At 71.4% G+C, this 17,937-nt stretch carries 6 protein-coding genes; 3 read left to right on the top strand and 3 right to left on the bottom strand.

Annotation, left to right across the window (positions count from 1 at the left end; genetic code table 11):
• The first annotated feature begins 23 nt into the window (after window positions 1-23).
• Genes drmA through drmC form a run of 3 tightly spaced genes read left to right on the top strand, consistent with a single transcriptional unit; the run spans window position 24 to window position 6,564 of the window.
• Window positions 24-3,893 carry a DISARM system helicase DrmA gene (drmA, locus tag ABTZ17_RS10900; protein WP_352195234.1) on the top strand — a complete coding sequence of 1,290 codons (3,870 nt, stop codon included), beginning with the start codon at window positions 24-26 and terminating at the stop codon, window positions 3,891-3,893.
• A gap of 2 nt (window positions 3,894-3,895) precedes the next feature.
• Window positions 3,896-5,806, top strand: coding sequence for a DrmB family protein (gene drmB / locus ABTZ17_RS10895; protein WP_352195233.1), 1,911 nt, complete (start codon window positions 3,896-3,898; stop codon window positions 5,804-5,806).
• On the top strand, window positions 5,803-6,564 hold the full coding sequence (drmC, locus tag ABTZ17_RS10890) for a DISARM system phospholipase D-like protein DrmC (protein WP_352195232.1): 762 nt from the start codon (window positions 5,803-5,805) through the stop codon (window positions 6,562-6,564). The genes drmB and drmC overlap by 4 nt, the downstream gene beginning before the upstream one ends.
• 47 nt (window positions 6,565-6,611) lie before the next feature.
• Here the strand turns inward: drmC and ABTZ17_RS10885 are convergent, their stop codons facing one another.
• From ABTZ17_RS10885 to ABTZ17_RS10875, 3 genes are all read right to left on the bottom strand, one after another.
• Entirely contained in the window at window positions 6,612-13,325 is a 6,714-nt protein-coding gene (locus tag ABTZ17_RS10885) for a DUF3320 domain-containing protein (RefSeq protein WP_352195231.1), read from the bottom strand.
• Window positions 13,326-13,561: 236 nt separating this feature from the next.
• Window positions 13,562-17,446 (bottom strand): caspase, EACC1-associated type, encoded by a 3,885-nt coding sequence (locus ABTZ17_RS10880; protein WP_352195230.1) that lies wholly within the window; start codon window positions 17,444-17,446, stop codon window positions 13,562-13,564.
• Window positions 17,443-17,868, bottom strand: coding sequence for an effector-associated constant component EACC1 (locus ABTZ17_RS10875; RefSeq protein ID WP_352195229.1), 426 nt, complete (start codon window positions 17,866-17,868; stop codon window positions 17,443-17,445). The genes ABTZ17_RS10880 and ABTZ17_RS10875 overlap by 4 nt, the downstream gene beginning before the upstream one ends.
• Between the last annotated feature and the right edge of the window lie 69 nt (window positions 17,869-17,937).

The following is a 17,937-nucleotide window of genomic DNA, read 5'->3' as shown; positions in this document are numbered from 1 at the left end:
AGGGACGGAAGAGGGATGCACTGATGGCGACGGGCAAGACCGCCGAAGGGGCGGGGAGCGGGAGCGGCTCCCTGGAGGAGGACCTCCTCCAGCGGGTCCGCGAGGTGACGCAGGACTTCGTCCCGGCGTCCTCGTACGAGATCCGGGACGACCTGGGCGAGCTCATCAGCCGGGACCTGCTGGGCCCGTGGGACGGCCCGGACGAGGAGTTCGACCACCGGGCGGCCGGCCCCCGCGACCGGTACCTCGTCGGGCGGATCGGCCCGAAGCGGGCCCTGAGCACCACCCTCGCCGCTGCCGACGAGCAGCTCCTCGACGACTCCGACGGGGAGGGCGACGGCACCGACCAGGGACTCCCGGAGCGGCTCACCGCCCAGAACGCGGGGCGCATGTGGGCCTCGTCGATGGGCCTGATGTTCGCCCTCCCGGCGACGGACGACGCGGCGGCGGTGACCGTACGGGTGCGGTGGGGGCAGTACCACCGCTCGCAGGTCCTGAACGACGAAGGCGTCGCGCGGTCCACCTGGACCCGGGAGCAGGTGGAGAAGCTCGTCACCGTCCCGGTCGACGGAGCGCCCCGCCAGGTCCTGCCGCTCACCGCCGATCAGGAGGACGCCCCCGGCGTGCGGCTGGTCGCGGAGGTACGCAACCGATCGGGTGCCGCGGGACCGAGCCGCGTCGTCGAGCTGTCGCTCGTCAACGCGCAGGACGAACCCCAGCAGGCCAAGGACGCGGCCTGGCTGTTCCAGGCCGAGCTGCACGTCACCGCGGCCGACGGCGGGGCGCCGGTCTTCCTGCCGATCTCCGACCCGCTGGACGAGGCCGAGGAGGCCGCCCAGGACGGCCTGGGCGCGGCCGACTTGGAGGAGCAGCACCTGACGCTGCTCTACCGCAACCACCTGAAGCACGCGGCCGGCCGCAACGTGGCCGTGGCGGTCGCCATCGACAAGGGCGAGCGCCGCGCCCACGCCCTCACGACCACCTGGCTGCCGGTCCACGACGTGCCGGCCACGATCGCCCCGACCGGGGCCGACGCGCAGCACCTGGACGGCATCGAGCTGTCCATGGACGAACTCGCCGTGCTGCCCCCGGCCGCGCTGAGCGAGGCCCTGGCTCCGCTCGCCAACGGCTACAGCGCCTGGCTCGACGAGCGCGAGGCGCAGGCGGAGCAGCTGACCGGGGCGCTGCGCACCAGCGCCCTCGACGCGGTGTCCCGGGCCCGGGACGTCGCCGTCCGGATCACCCTCGGCGTGGACGCCCTCGCGGACCCCGAACGCCCCGAGGTGCTGGAAGCGTTCCGCTTCGCCAACCGGGCGATGGCCCTCCAGCGACGCCACACCACCATCGCCGCCCTGCGGGAGCGGGAGGGCCTCACCTTCGAGGAGGCGAAGGAGCGCATCGGCGCCAAGAAGAAGGCGGAATCCGCCTCGTGGCGCCCGTTCCAGCTGGCCTTCGTCCTCCTCAACCTCCGGGCGCTCGCCGACCCGACGCTGAAGGAGCGCGAGGCCGGTCCGGACGGCATCGTCGACCTGCTGTTCTTCCCGACCGGCGGCGGCAAGACCGAGGCCTACCTCGGGCTCGCAGCCTTCACCTTCGCCATCCGCCGCCTCCAGGGGACGATCGGCACGGGGGAGGACGCCCGCAGCGGCGAGGCAGGAGTCGCCGTGCTGATGCGGTACACCCTGCGGCTGCTCACCGCCCAGCAGTTCCAGCGGGCGGCGGCGCTGATCTGCGCCGCCGAAGTGCTGCGCCGCGAGGCCTACGACGGCGGCGACGTCCGCTGGGGGACCACCCCCTTCCGGATCGGCCTCTGGGTGGGCGGCGCGGTCTCCCCGAACAGTTTCGACGAGGCCCAGAAGCAGATCGCGGAGGCCAAGGACAACGGGGACGGCAAGGGCGCCAAGGTGCTCCAGACGCTGGCCTGCCCCTGGTGCGGCTCCGCACTGAGTGCCCAGCGCGACCTGCACGCAGACGACGACCTGCGCCGCATCCTGCTCTACTGCCCCAACGGCGAGGGCAAGCAGGCCTGCCCGTTCTCGCAGCGCCGCTCACCCGGTGAGGGGCTGCCCATCCTGACGGTGGACGAGGAGATCTACCGGCTGGCCCCCAGCCTGCTGATCGCCACCGTCGACAAGCTGGCGCAGCTGCCCTGGCGCGGTCAGGCCGGCATGCTGTTCGGGCGGGTCTCCGACCTCTGCCCCAGACACGGCTACCGGCACGCGGACCTCGACACCCGTACCAAGTGCGGGGACAAGCACCAGGCCAAGGGCAAGCACCCGGCCGTGAAGAGCGAGCCGGTGACGCGGCTGCGCCCGCCGGACCTGATCATCCAGGACGAACTCCACCTGATCTCGGGCGCGCTGGGCACCACCGTCGGCCTCTTCGAGGCGGCCGTCGACGAGCTGTGCGGCTGGCAGGCGCAGGACGCCTACGGCACCACCGTCCGCGTCGGCCCCAAGATCGTGGCATCGACGGCGACGACCAAGCGGTCCGCGGACCAGATCAGCGGCGTCTTCGCCCGGAAGTCGGCGATCTTCCCGCCCCAGGTCATCGACATCGGCGACACCTTCTTCTCCCAACAGGTCGAGCTGTCGAAGGTAGCGCCGGGGCGGCGCTACCTGGGCATTTGCGCCCACGGCGTCCGTATGAAGCAGGCCGAGATCAGGGTCGCCGAGATCCTCTTCCTGGCCGGCCAGACCCTCTTCGACCGGCACGGCAAGCCCGCCGACCCCTACATGACGCTCGTCGGCTACTTCAACGCCACGCGGGAACTCGCCGGTATGCGGCGCTTCCTCGACGACGACATCGCCACCCGCGTACGCATCCACGGCACCCGCAAGGGCCTGTCGAACCGCCTCCTGCGCCGCACGGAGATGCTGTCCGTCCAGGAGCTGACCTCGCGCATCTCCTCCGCGGACATCACGGAGGTGCTGTCCCGGCTGGAGGTGTCCTTCGACGAGTCCATGGACACCACCGTGCGGCGGCAGGCGGTCGCCGACGAGCTGCGCGAGGCCGCCCAGCACAAGCAGCGCATCGACTTCTCGAAGCTCGGGCTGCGCAACGAGGGCACGGGAGCGGTCGACGCGGTGATCGCCACGTCCATGCTCCAGGTGGGGGTCGACGTCTCCCGTTTCGGCCTCATGATGGTCGTCGGCCAGCCCAAGAACACCGCCGAGTACATCCAGGCGTCCTCGCGCGTGGGCCGCACCGCCGAACGCCCGGGCCTGGTGGTCACCCTCTACAACTGGACGCGGCCGCGCGACCTGGCGCACTTCGAGAACTTCGGGCACTACCACGCCACCTTCTACCGGCAGGTCGAGGCCCTCTCCGTCACCCCGTTCGCCCGCCGGTCCCTGGACCGGACGACGGCGGCGGCGTGGATCGCGGCCGTGCGCAACGCGACCACGCCCCACTCCCGCAACCACAACGCTTACGACATCGACCTCGACGGCCCCGTCGCGCAGCAGGTCACCGGGCGGTTCCTGGCCCGCGCCGAGACCGTGGGCGGGCCGCGCGCCCGCAAGTACCTCGCGGAACGCATCGAAGTCCTCAAGGACGCCTGGGCGCACAAGAAGCAGGGCTCCGCACGCCTCGGATACGAGGAGGCGGCCTGGCAGGGCCAGCGGCTCAGCGGGCTGCTCAACAGGGCCACCGGCGCCACCTGGGACGAGCTCACGGTCGCGCAGTCGATGCGCGAGACGGAGAACGAGATCAACCTGCTGGTGCCGGGAGCCGGCCTCTACGACGTGGTCGGCGGAGCACCCGCATGGAGCTACGCGCCCGGGGCGGGCCAGTCCGGCGCCGACGGCGAGGACTCGCCCGAGGGAGACGAAACGGGCGCCGTACTGGACGGCAAGGCCGCCACGGCAGGCGGGCAGGGGAAGAAGGCGTGAGCATGACGGACAAGACACAGCACCGGCGCCGGGTCGGATCCGTACGCCCCAGCCACCTGATGTACACGGGCGGTGTGGGCGCTCTGGTCGACCTGCCCAACTTCGCCGTCCTGGTGCGGGGCATCGACGACTGGCAGTACGACGCGTTCGAGTGGGCGGACCTGAAGGAACCGCGGCTGCTGCGGGCCGTCAACGGCCTGATAGGAGACCCGTACGGCGCCCAGGTCACCCAGTTGCGGCCCGCGCCCTGGACGGACGGCACGGACAGCGACCCCAACGGCCCCGCATCCCGGGTCGGCGTCCCCGTCCTGCCCTTCCCCCAGTGGCTGCGCTGCACCGCGTGCAACGCCCTCGGCGGCCTCGACTCGAAGATCTTCAAGTTCGAGAACGCCAAGCCCCGGCGCCCCGACCAGGCGCGCTTCTTCCACGACAACTGCACCGCCAAGCGCAAGGGCAAGCGCCCGCTCGCCGTCGCGGCGCGCTTCGTCCTGGTCTGCCAGGCCGGACACCTGGACGACTTCCCGTACGCGTCATTCGTCCACCGCGGCGGGAACTGCGCGGAGGCCAGCCACCCGCGGCTGGAGATGCTCGACCACGGCGGCAACCAGGCGGCCAACGTCAAGGTGCGCTGCGTGAACTGCTCCAGCGAGCGCAACATCCGCGACGCCATGGGACAGCGCGGCGAGATCACCCTGCCCCACTGCCGGGGCCGCCACCCCCACCTGGCGACCTTCGACCCGGCAGGCTGCAAGCAGCGGCCCAAGCCGCTCGTCATCGGCGCCTCGAACCAGTGGTTCGCGCAGACGCTCAGCGTCCTGGCGGTGCCGCCGACCAGCGGCAGCGCCCTGCAGGGCAAGGTGGAACAGCTCTGGGAGCAGCTGCAGAAGGCGAAGTCGCAGGAGTTCCTCGACATGGTCTGGGAGCTCCCGCAGTTCAAGCCGCTGCACCGGTGGAGCCAGTCCGAGGTGTTCGAAGCCATCGAGGCACACCGGGCCGCGGGCGACGAGTCCCAGTCCTCGGAGGCCGTCTCCTACCCGGACCTGCTCACCCCCGAGTGGGAGATCTTCACCAGTCCTCAGCTCCCGGAGCCGACCGAGGACTTCGCGCTGCGCGATGTTCCCGTCCCGCCGGCCCTCGATGGGGTCTTTTCCCACGTCGTCCAGGCGGAGCGGCTGCGGGAAGTACGGGCGTTGATCGGGTTCACCCGGCTCGACGCCCCGGACCCGGAAGACCCCACTCTGGTGGCCCGCGCACCGCTCTCCCGCAGCCGCGTCCCCGCCTGGGTGCCGGCCAGCGAGGTGCGGGGCGAGGGCATCTTCCTGAGGGTCTCGGACGAGCTGATGGCCGACTGGGAGCAGCGGGTCGCCGACACGGCGGCGCTCAGGGCCCACCGCGACGCCTACGTGGAATTCCGCCGCAACCGCTACTCGGGCCGTGTCGAGGACACCGACGACCCGTTGCGGGGCTGGCCGGGCGCGCGGTACATCGCGCTGCACACGCTGTCTCACCTGCTGATCCGGGCCATCTCGCTGGAATGCGGCTACTCCTCGGCAAGCCTCTCCGAGCGGATCTACGCAGGCCGCGAGGACGACCGGCGCACCGGCATCCTCATCTACACCGCGGTCCCGGACGCCGAAGGGACCCTGGGCGGTCTGGTGGCCCTGGCCGAACCGGAGAAGTTCAGCAGGGTCGTGCGGCGAGCGCTCCACGACGCCGAGCGGTGCTCCTCCGACCCGTTGTGCGCCGACCGGCTGCCCCGGCCTCCGCATGAGGACTTCCTGCACGGCGCCGCATGCCACGTCTGCCTGTTCGTGTCCGAGACCACCTGTGAGCGCGGCAACCGCTTCTTGGACCGGCGGTTCATAGTGCCGATCGACGACCCGGACCTCGTGCTCCTCAAGGGCCTCACATGAAATGGGCGCGACTGCTCAAGGCCGCCGCGGAGGCGGAGGCGGCCGCAGGGGTCCTCGCACTGGGCGCACTGGCCGACGGCATAGCCGCCGGACGGCCCCGGGCCGCGCTGCTCACGGTCCGGTCGGCCTCCGCCTACACGGAGGCCGCGGCTGCCGTGCTCGACGCGATGGACGCGGACGGCCTGTCCCGGGCGGAGGCGGCAGCCTGCCTGCACGGGCTGGCCGCGGGCTACGCGCAGCGCGACCGGGAGCAGGAGGTCTCCCTGGTGTGGAGCGGCCCCTCCTCCCACCGGGTGCCCGTACGGTCCACGGACCGGGCGCTCCTGGGGCTGATCGCCGAAGCACGGACAGAGCTGATCCTCATGACCTACTCCGCGCGGCGGTACCCGCCCCTGACCCGGTCGTTGCAGGATGCCGCGGCCCGGGGCGTCGGTATGGACATCGTCGTCGAGACGCTCCAGGGAGCGGGCAGCGCCCTGTCCGGCGACGAACCGGCGAGCGCGTTCACCGATGTGCCGGGAGCACGCCTGTGGCACTGGCCCCTGGACAGGAGGGCGGAGCCCGGGGCCAAGACGCACGCGAAGCTGGCCGTCGCCGACCGGAAGGCGCTCCTGACCACGAGCGCCAACTTCACCCAGTCCGGAGTGGACCGGAACATCGAGGCCGGAACGCTCGTCCGAGGTGGCTCCGCGCCGGCTCGGGCCGCGGAACACATAGCGGAGCTCCAACGCACGGGAGTCCTCCAGCGCTACTGGTGACGTCCAGCGGGCCGGGACCCCCTTCAGAACCGATGCCCATGAAGTCGTCAGACACCGTCCGCGGGCATCAGGCAGCCGTCCGCTTCACGGAGCGTCCCCTTCGCGACGAGCTCGTCCACATCGCTCGTCAGCGCATCCCTGATGTCAGGGCCCAGCCGCGTCCACCCGAAGAAGCGTGCGACCTCACGGAGCAGCTCCTCGCGGTGGACGCCCGGGCTCTCCCCGACCACGTGCCCCACGACGAGCTGCCGTTCGGCCGACGGGACCTGGCCGACCTTACGGGCCACGGTCGGCGTCGGAGTGCGGGCGAAGGCCAGCTCCCGGCCGGGAACGTCATACGCCTCGTTGACCCGCACGATCCGGCCGGCGGACGCGGTCCTCCGCAGCGCGCGGCGGACCGAGTCCCGGATCACCGCGCCCGCCCTTGCAATGCCCCACGCCGAGCGGACCCGGGCGACGATCAGGTCCTCCGTCATCGGCCCCTCGGCGTGGATCACCGAGAGGGCGACGTCGGCGACGACTCCCACGGCGTCCGGGTCCTGCAGTTCAGCGAACGGCATGCCGTGCCGCACGGCGGATGTGACCCGCAGGTTCACCAGTTGTACGTCGACGACCTCCTCGTACGCCCTGCTCCACGCCGGCGGCCCGTCGTCCACGGCCACGAACGTCACCACCTGCTCCGCTTCCACCGCCGCATCCGGCGCGGCAGGCCCTTCAACGGGCGGTCCCTCGCCGGACGGCTCCTCCGCCGTCACCTGGAACGGGTCCCGCGCGCACGCCTCCTCCACCGCGGCGCGCAGGCGCGCCATCGCGTCCCGGCGGCTGCGGTACCAGTCCGTGCCCCAGATGCGGTGCAGGTTCCAGCCGAGGTCCCGGAGTACCGCCTCGCGCAGCCGGTCGCGGTCGCGGGCGGCGCGCGAGGAGTGGTACATGACGCCGTCGCATTCGATGCCCAGGGCGTAGCTGCCCGGGGCGGCGGGGTGCCGTATCGCCATGTCGATGCGGAAGCCGGCCACGCCGACCTGAGGCTGTACGGAGTAGCCCCAACCGCGCAGGACGCCCAGGACATCCTCCTCGAAGGGGCTCTCCGGCTCGGCGTCCGGGTCCGCCGCGGCCGTTTGCAGGATGTGGGGGCCGTGCTCGGCGTACTGGAGGTAGCGCTTCAGGTGCTGGACGCTCTTGTTGGCGCTGTCGGCCAGCTCGGAGCCGTGGAAGGACGCGACGACCTCCATGCGGCGCCGGGCGCGGGTCACGGCGACGTTGAGACGGCGCCAGCCGCCGTCCCGGTTGATGGGGCCGAAGCTCGCCTGCAGCTTGCCCTGGTGGTCCCGGCCGTATCCGACGGACAGGATGATGACGTCGCGTTCGTCTCCCTGGACGGTTTCCAGGTTCTTGACGAAGAAGCCGTCGAGGCGGTCTTCGGTGAAGAAGCGATCCAGGTCGGGGCGTGCGTTCCGTGCCTTCTGGACGGCTTCCTCGATGGCCTCCGCCTGTGCCTTGGACAAGGCGACCACACCCAGGCTGAGCTTCGGGCGGGTGGCGAAGTGGTGGATCACGCGCTGTGCGACCGCTGCCGCCTCGCCGGGATTGTCGCTCCGTCCGCCCCGGTCGTAGACACCGTCGGCCTTGAAGAACTCGACGCCGAGGTCGGGGCTCTGCTCGTACGCGCCCGGGAAGGTCACCATCGTGTTGTCGTAGAAATCGTTGTTGCTGAAGGCGATGAGCTTCTCGTGGCGGCTCCGGTAGTGCCACCTCAGGGGCAGGCCTCGCAGTACGCCACTGGCCTTGCAAGCGTCGAGCACGGACTCGAAGGTGTCCGCGGCCTCCTCGTCCCACTCGTCATCGTCGTCGCCGTCGCCGCCGGCGCTGAAGAACGAGGTCGGCGGGAGCTGGTTCTGATCGCCGGCCACGATGAGCGCACTGCCGCGGTACACCGAATTCACCGCATCCTGCGGCAGCACCTGGGAGGCTTCGTCGAAGATGACGACATCGAAGCGGAAGTCCGGCGGCAGGAACTGGCTGACCGTCAGGGGGCTCATCATGAAGCAGGGCTTGATGAGTCGCACGACGTCCCGCGTCTCGGCCAGAAGCTGACGTACCGGCTTGTGCCGGCGCTTCAGTTGTGCCTGACGGCGCAACTCGGCCGCGGGGCCGATGTTGGTCCGGCGCGGACGTCGGGCGTTGCATGCCGCGATGACCTCGGCGTGGGCCGCCTCCACGAGGGCCTGGTCCGCATCTCGGAATCGGTCGACGAGCTGATCGCGGTCCGCCGCCCGCACGGGCTTGAGCCGGGCGTCGAGTGCGAGGCGCCGCTCGATCCAGGCTGTGAGCACCGCACGCTCGACGGAGGCGGGGAAGTCCTCTGCGGACACGCCGCGCTGCGCCAGCTGGGAGGGCAGCCCGTCGAGACCGTACCGCCGCAACTGCGTGAGGGCCTCTGAACACAGGGTCCATGCTTCGGGACCGAACGGGTCGTGGTCCAACCGGGACAGGACGGTTGCGGCAGCGGGCAGCGACTCCATCAGCTCGCGATTCAGGAGACGGCCGCGCTGCACCTCGAAATGCTCCACGAGGTAGTCCCGCTGGCGCCGCCAGTCCTCGTGGCGGTCCGCCACCGAGGGGTCGGCGGGAGCATCCAGCATCATCCGGGCCGCTGGGGCGGACAGCGGCGCTCCACGCCCTCCGTGTGCTGTGCGGCGTACCCGCTGGGCCCAGTCCAGGGCGTCGAGGACGGCTCCCTTGTCGGTCCCCGCCCCCTGGTAGAGGCCACCGAGCAGCTCCTCGTGACGCGGATCGTCCTCGGTGAACCGCGTCTCGGCCGCCCGGGCGTCGATCACTGCCGTCACCGCCTGGCGAGCCCGCACGAGGGACAGCCCGCAGTCGGCGTCCGCGACACGCCCCACAGCGCGGAGGAGTTCGGCCGCGTCCTCGAAGGGTTCGACGTGGGCGCGCAGCCAGCGTGCCGCGTCGTACAGAGGGGCGGCGAGCAGATGCGCGCCGGCGCCCGTCAGATGCGGCCGGGCGGCGTACTCCCGCCAGGCATTCAGGTCGGTACGCAGCTGCGGCTCCGCCTGCTGCACAACGGCGTGCGGTGCGGGACGTTCGTCTGCGAGGAAGCCGGCCAGCCGCGAACGCCGAACGGGATCAGCGAGGGTGTCCGGCGCCAGCCGCTCGACGGTGTGAGCGGCTGCCAGGGCCTCCTGCAGTGCTCCACTGTCGAGGCCGGCGTGCGCCGCGTACCGACCGAGCAGCTCGCGCTGCTCCTCGTCGACGCCGGCTCCCGGGGCCGCCTCGTGGACCGCCCAGGCTCGCAACAGGAGTCGGAGCACGCCGCGCTGTCCCGGTGCTGTGGCATGGGAGTGCGCACGCAACTCGGCGGGATCGGTGTCCAGTCCCCGGTACCAGGAACCGCAGAGGAGTCGGTGCGTGTCCTCCTCGGCCGTGAACCCGGCCGTCTGCCGCTGACCCTCGTGAGCGGCGCCGATCGCCGCCCGTGCGCCGGCGAGCGTGTACTCGAAGTCCCCTCCGTCGTCGCGACGGCCGACGGAGGCGACCGTGTCGATGACGTCGACGGCCCGAGCGAGCGGATCCACGTGGTGGCGCAGCCAACGGGCGGCGTTGGCCAAGGAGCACTTGGTGAGCTCGTCCGCGACAGCTGCAAGGCGGGGTCGCGCCAGGTCCCGCCGCCAGATACCCAGATCCTCCGTCAGGGACCGACCGTGCTCCGCCAGGTGTGCGGCAGGGGTGTGGCCGTCCGCGACCTGGGCGGCCAGCACGCCGCGACGGTGCGGGTCCGGCACCGTGTCCGGCACGAGCCGGTGCACGGATTCGGCGTGCGCCACCGCGGCCTCCAGAAGGGCCGCGTCCGGCAGGTCCGGACCCGCGTAGCGTCCGAGGAGGGCGGCATGCGTACGGGCCAGAGACCGCAGGTGGTCGTGGGCGGCGCGCCAGGCGACGGCGTGGGGCAACCGGGCGTACAGCTCACTGCGCCACGATCCCGCGATCGTCAACGCACCGAGTGCCTTGCGGTCCGAGCGCACCGAGCCAGAGAGCAGGCCACCGAGGCCACGTGAGCCTTCGGACAGGCGGCCGATCAGGTCCGGCAGGCCCGGGGACAGCGTGATCTCGGGCCGGAAGACGTCCTGCGCGGCCTGCTCGGCCTCACTGAGCCGACGGGCGGCCTCGGTGATCTCCGCGCAGACTTCGCGCACGCGGGGCATCACCTGAGGGTCGAGCCACGAGTCCAGCATCCTGGGGGAGGCGTGTGCCAGCTCTCCGAGGGCGGTCAGCTCCTCGGCCTCCTGCGTGCTCTCCGGCCGGTCACGTCCGAGCAGCCGAGCCATGGCTGCGGCATGCCGATCGGCCGATTCGAGGGTCGCGCCCAGGTTGGTGTACCAGTCGGAGAGATCCGCGGCCTGCATACGGGTCAGAGGGCTCAGGTCCAGGCCGGCCGGCCCCAGTCCGGCAAGGGCCTGCTCGGAGGCCGGCGGGTCCGCGCCGAGCGTGGGGGGAATCGAGTCCCAACCGGGGCCGGCCTCCATGGTCGCGTGTGCCCGTGCGGACAGAACCGTGTCGCGTCGTGCGAGGAACGCGCCCAGGGCATCGGCCACCACGTTGACCGCAGCCCGGTCCGCCTTGGTGGCCCCCCCGGGCACGATCCATCGTTCGAGGGGCCGGTGGGCTGCTCCCGCCAGTGCGACGACGTCGCAGAGGTCTTCCGCCGCGGCGGTGCTGCCCGGAACGGTCAGCCCCATCTGCTGTGCGATCTCGGCCAGGCTGCGATGCGTACGCTCCAGACCGTCCGCGGTGTTCTCGAACTCGCGGGCCAGCTCGTTCGCGCGGTCCTCCGACAGCCCGGACGGATCGAGACCGGCCGGAGCGAGAGTGGCCAGGGCGCGTTCGGCTTCGCCCGGCACCGGGGTGAGCCGTGGCGAGAGTTCCTCCCAGCGGGCCCCTGCCTGGGAGTGAGCCGCGGCCCGGGCCCGGACCACCGTCTTGAGAGTGGTGAGGAAGGCGTCGACCGGGCTCTCCACCGCATCGGCGAAGTCGGAGCCGGTAAGCCACGCTTCGGGCACCGGGCGGCGTGAGCCGATCAGCTCGAGGAGCTTGATGAGCCGGCGAACGCCGTCCTCCTCCTCGATCGGCTCGCCGGCCTGCGCGAGATCCTGGTAGCGCGTCAACGTCGCGGCAAGCCCGTCTCGCGCGGCCATGGCCTGGTCGAGTGCCTGACGCGGATGGGGCATACCGGGCGTGAGGCCGCGCCAGGGGAACGACGGGTCGGCGACCGCCTGCCAGGCGCCGGCAATGGCCTTCGTCGCCTCGACGACGGTGCGCAGGTCCTGGGCGCTGAGTGCTGCGGCGTCGAGCAGCTTCTGCTGTGCGGAGCGGCCGTCCGATTCCGAGGGCAGAAAGGCCACGTGTGCGTCGGACAGCTGCCCGACCCTGCCGATCACGTCGTGCAGGCTCCGGCCCAGCGGTTCGCTGATCTCGTTCATCGCCTCGGCGTAGGCACTGAGGGCCTGGCGGGCCTCGCGGGCCCGGGCGACCGCCTCCTGGGAGAGCCGTGGGGCCCGCGGCTCCTCCTCAATGGCCCTTCCGAGCTCCTGCGCGACGGCTCGACGGCTGGTGTTGTGGCTGTGCAGGGGCAGCGCGTACGAGTCGAGTCCGACGGACTTCAGCCGGTCCAGTACCACGTCGAGCGCGGCAGCCTTCTCACTGACGAACAGCACACTGCGGCCCGCGTGCATCAGACCGGCGATCATGTTGGTGATCGTCTGACTCTTGCCGGTGCCCGGCGGGCCGTCGAGCACGAAGGACTGCCCGGCGACAGCGGCCGCGACGGCCTGACGCTGCGAGGCGTCGGCGTCGAGGACGAGCGGGCTGTCCTCCGGCGGGCTGAGCTCGTCGATCCGGTCGGCGTGGATCTCCTCGAACTCAAAGCGGTCCGAGGCCAGTTCCGCCTTGGGGCCGAGCGCGACCGCTCGTACGAGATCGCTGCTCAGGATGCGAGCCTCGTTGTCCAAAAGGTCCTGGTACATCGACTCCTTGTGGGAGGCGAAGAGCGCCAGCACCACGCGCCGCGAGACTGCCCACCCCGGTTTGCCCGCCACTGCGGCTGTGACCGCGTCGATCACGGCGTCGAGGTCGGTCGGGTCCTGTTCCGTAACGGGCGACCAGTCGATCAGGAACTGCTCCAGCTTGACCCTGAGAGCGGGGTTCAGGCGCGGCTCCTCGTCGTCGTTGGCCACCAGGCGGACCCGCCCGTTGTTCAGCCGCTCGATACGGACAGGAAAGAGGAGGAGCGGCGCATCGCTGCTCGTCGATGCGCCGTCCTCACGCCAGCGGAGGATGCCGACACCCAGCTGGAGCGTCCACAGACCGTAGTCGTTGAACAGCTGGGTGGACTTGCTGCGCAGGCTCGTCAGCGCGCGGAGGAGCGCCGGGGCCGTCGTCTTCTGGGTGACGATCCCGTACGCGGCGCCGCGCCGTTCGGCGAGGGGCGCTTCCGACGGGGCGCCATCGGAGTCCTGGGCGTCGGGTTCCTCGGCGGGCAGCGGTGCGAAGTCCCAGCCGCGCTCCAGGCCGTCGATGAGCTCCTCGGCCGGTGGATGCGCAATCTCCAGGGTCGCCGCCTTGGTGTGCCGGAAGTTGAGGAGCCGGTTGCGGCCACTCAGATCGACGAGTGACGTACGCCAGTTGGCCAGGATCGCTTTGAACCGTTCCAGCTCTTCACCGCCGCCGAAACCACCCGCGTTCGCCACACTCGTCCTCGTTGTCGTGTTCGCTCGCCGAGGCCTGGGAGGAACTGCGTTCCCCGATGGCCACACGAGGAGAGCTGCTCCCGGGAGAGCGCCGCCCCGGCTGCTCCAGACCCGCCGATGTCCTGATTGGAGAATCCTACGACTCGGCCCCCATGGCGTGAAGAAGGATTCCGCCCCATCCTGACACCGCCATCAGCGACGCGATGCGTGTTCTGCGCATCAACTCGACCACAAGGTCAGGCGAAGAGCCGGTCCAGGAGGGCCGGGCCCGCCGCTACCCGCCAGGCCGGGAGGCGGACTGCTCGGGTCACCGGGGCGGGCTTTGCGCCACGGCCGCCGGACGGGAGACCGATCAGCAGGTCGCCGCGGGCGTGGGTGAGGCGCAGGTGGCGGGCCGGGTCTTGACCGGGTGCGGGGCCCGTGTCGATGAGGACCGCCGTGTTCTCGCCGTTCACCGTGAACACCAGGTCCACGGTGTGGCCGCCGACCACCGCCGCGCGTTCCAGATCGCTGATGCCGAGAGCGCCGAAATATTCCTGCAGTTGGTCGGCCAGTTCCTCGCGAATGGCGGGCCCGTGCGTCGGGCCGGCGTCGATGTCATCGTCCGTCGACGCTCCGCTGCCCAGCACTGTCGAGCGGGCCGCGAGCAGGGCCGGCAGGCCCGCCTGCCCCTGCCAGAAGCCCTGGCTCCCCACCGTGATCAGCTGCGACCTGGCCCGGGTGACCGCGACGTTCCAGAGGTTGACCTGGCTCGCGACCCAGTGCGTGGTCTTCGGAGGGGTGTTGTCCGTGGCGACCGGGCTCAGCACCATGACGTCGCGCTGACCGCCCTGGAAGGCGTGGACCGTGCCGACCCGGACCCGGGTCTCGCCGGCCCAGGCCCGGGAGAGGGCCTCCTTCTGGGCGCGGAAGGGTGTCACCACCCCGACTGTGGCGTCCTCGGGCAGCCGTTCCAACAACTCGTCCACCAGCTGTCGTACCTGGTCCGCCTCGGCCTGGTTGCGCCAGGACCGGCCACCGCTGCCGGCCGCCGACTCACCGAACGGCACGTCCACCCAGCCGAGCACCGGAACCGGTTCGGCCACCCCCGCCGGATCGACCGGGGGAACCTGCCTCCGGACATCGGTGAGGACCTGCAACTGGCCGGCGTAGCAGTAGCCGTTCACCACGTCAGCGATCTGCGGATGGCACCGGTAGTGCTCGTCGAGCAGCAGTGCGGCCTCACCGTGCTGCGCCGCCGCGTGGTACGAGGCGTACACGTGGTAGGCCAGACGGCGGTCCTCCAGTTGTGCTGCGGTCAGGCCCGCGCGAATCCGGGCCTGCCGCTCCTGCTCCGGACTGATCCCGGGAATGTGCCCGAGCTGCATAGGGTCGCCGATGATCAGTGCCCGTTTCGCACGGAACAGCAGCGGCAGTACCGACGGGATCGAGCACTGGCTCGCCTCGTCGATCACCACGAGGTCGAAGAGCTTGGGGGCGAGCTCGAGCTGGCGCACCGAGTGCGTGCTGATGGCCCAGGCCTTCAGATGTGCCATCAGATTGCGCTGGCTCTTCTGGACACCCGAGCGCCTGCGCAGTGTCTGGAGCCGCTGGTTCATCAGCGACCGCCCCCGCGCCACGGCCTCGGCGGCCACGGACTGCGCAAGCTCCTTCGACACGGCGGAGGACGCGTCGGAGCTTTCCAGCCGGGCCCGCTTCAGTGCTTCCTCGTCCCAGGCCAGATGCGCGGGTACGAGCTCCCGCAGGGTCCGCTCCACCGCCACGGCCTCCGCGAGTCCGAGCAGCAGCTCGGGCGGGACCTGGCGCTCCGAGGACCAGGCCGGCCACGAAGCCCCGGGTCCGTCGTTGCCGGACGCAGCCATGAAGGCCCTGAGGGCGCGCCCTCGGCGCCACCCGCCGAGTGTCAGCCATCCGGCACGGGCAGCCCTCCGCGCGCGCTCCTCCCAGCGGGCGAGAGCAGCCCGTTCCTGTGCGGACCAGGTACTTTCCAGCAGGCGTACGGGGAGCGCGAGAGCGTCCGCCCGACGGGCCCGCTCCCGGACCAGTTCCAGCAGGCGAGCCTCCTCGCCGATCCGCCCCGCCGCCTCCGTCCGGAGAGCGGCCGCCCGCGCGTGGCGGTTGCGCAGCTCACCTGCCACGGTCGCGGACCCCCGGGGCGGTGACTCGACCGGTTCGGCCAGCAGTGCGGCCAGCTTCTCGGCCTCCCGTTCCCGGGCTTCCACGTTCCCGGTCCGCATGAGCAGGCCGGGCGAGATCTCGGCGCACCGCTCCGCCACCACGTTGACGGCCTCGTTGTTGGTCGAGGCGACGAGAACGGACTGGCCGGCGGCGACGGCGGTCGTCACGACAGCCGTCACCACTTCGCTCTTGCCGGTACCGGGCGGGCCGGTCGCTACGGTCAGCCGGCGGGTCATCGCCGAGGAGATCACCTGCTCCTGAATCTCGTTGCACGGGCCGGGGGTCACGACCGTCACGGCCGTCACGTCATGATCCGTGCCGGTGCGACGGTCGTCGCCGGCGAGTAGTGCTTCCAGCGCGGTGCCGGCGATCTGGCCGACGCGCGTGGACATCTGGAGCAGGTTGTCGACCAGCCCCTCGGTCGCGACCCGCTCCATTCCGGAAGGCGCCAGCAACACGGCGGCGTTGTGGGCACCCGGTCGCAGCGAGTCCATCACCGACCGCTCGCTGAGCGAGGCGAGGTCGAGGGGTTCCAGCTCCGGAACCCCGAGATCGGTCAGGAGCTCGCGCACCGCCTTGACCATCTGGGTGCCGTTGCCCTCCTGCCAGCTCGGCTGCCAGTGGGCCAGCAGTTCGGCGGCCTCGTCGTCGGACAGCAGCTCGGTGATCACCCCGGAGTGCAGCGACGGTACCCCGCTCGGTCGCAGCAGGTCGCGGCCGCTCTCGTCCGGGGCGAGCTCCATCGGCTGGACCAGCAGCGGCGCGATCCGGACCGCCGCCCGCCTGCGGCCGTCCCCGCCGTGCTCGGGAAGGGTGATCGCGGGATAGCCGTACCAGTATTCCTGGAGCCCGGCCCCGTCGGCCTGCGCGCCCGTGCTCTTCGGCTTGGGCAACTGTCCCGGGGCGGGGAAGGAGTGTTCGAGCCCGGACTGGATCGATTCCGGGCCCTGGCCCAGGAGGAAGTACGCGGAACCCCGGCCGCTGTCGCGGTCGGGCAGCATCCCGGTGGCCGCCTGGGCGCCGAGACAGTGCGCGTAGTACCGCAGCAGCCGCTGAGGATCGATGCCGTTACCGGCGTCCTCGGACGCCAGCCGACGTGCCTTCAGCAGTGCGGGAGAGACCTCGGTCCGGGTGTCGGCGGCGGCATCGCGCGGCGCTTCGGGAAGGCGTACGGGGCGGGCTACCGAGCGGGCGAAGGGAAGCGAACGGGTGGCCCTGATCGTGGACTTGGTCGGCCGCTGCTCCTCGGGAACACCCTTGATCACCATTTGTGCGGTCAGGTACTCGAAGAGGTCGTCCGGGGTGATCCAGCCGCCTTCCTTGATCCGCCCGCTCCTCAGGCCCTCCACGATCTCCCCGGTGAACCGGGAAGTGCCGAGGGAGGAGCCTTCCGGAGCCATGGCGGACGCGGCCTGGAGCGCGTCGGACGCGGTGATGAAGTACACGCCGCCAGGGCGGAGCAGCGTACTGGGCGCGGGCGGCGCAGCGGTGTCCGCACCGCCCTTGGCCGTCCAGCCCTGGACGACGGACCCGCTGGAGCAGCAGTCCAGCAGGACCAGTTTGGACGAAGCCCGGCAGGACTGCAGCATCCGCTCCAGGAACTCGGCGGGGACCGCCGTGCCCGGCAGGTCGTCCGGATCGGCGTCCCGGGTCAGGAAGTACAACTGCCCGTCGGCCTCGCAGAACTGGCCGTGGCCGCTGAAGTACAACAGGGCCGTCTCGCTGGACTGTCGCTCCTCCAGGAACTGCTCGACGGCGTACAGCATTTCGGCGCGGGTCGGCTCGGCGACCATCGCGCAGTCGTTGTACATGCCGATCTCGGTGCTCTCCAGCACCGCCCGCATGTAGTGCAGGTCCGCCCGGACGGGCGGCAGGTCGTGGTAGCGGTCGCTGTCGTACGTGGATACGCCGATGAGCATGGCGTACCGGTCGTTCTCGCTCACTGCGCGCCCGGACCCGCCTCGCCGCCGCCCTCGCCCTCGTCCCGGGTCTCGGCCGCACCGCCGGCGAGAAACCGGTCGATCAGTTCGCTGTCGGCCCGGGTCTCCTTGCCGGACACGCGAAGCGTCGCCCCGTCCGCCCGGGTGATGACGACGGTCCGCTGGGGGACGCGGGCCAGCCACACTTGGATGCCGGCGGCAACGAGAGAGCCCCCGCTGAAGACCAGCCCGATCAAGTCGGTGACCGGGCCGCCCTTGAGGGACTCGTCCTCGGCCCGGGGCTGCGGGATGTCGAGTGCGGCATCCCCATCGACCTCGGCGAGGACGGCGAGCAGCTCGCGAGCCTCGCGCCGGGCGCGCAGCGGGTCCTCGTCGACGATGGCGATGCGGTGACCGACGGCGGCCGGGTCGGTGGTGGTGCTCACGCTTCTTCGTCCCCCTGGATCTCCCGTGCGGCGGACACACGGAAGGGGGAGGGTACCGAGGACCCCCAG

The organism is Streptomyces sp. NPDC097619, from assembly GCF_040302735.1.
Taxonomy (GTDB): domain Bacteria; phylum Actinomycetota; class Actinomycetes; order Streptomycetales; family Streptomycetaceae; genus Streptomyces.
Note: the sequence above shows the minus strand (reverse complement) of the source record. Positions and strands in the feature narration are given on the sequence as shown.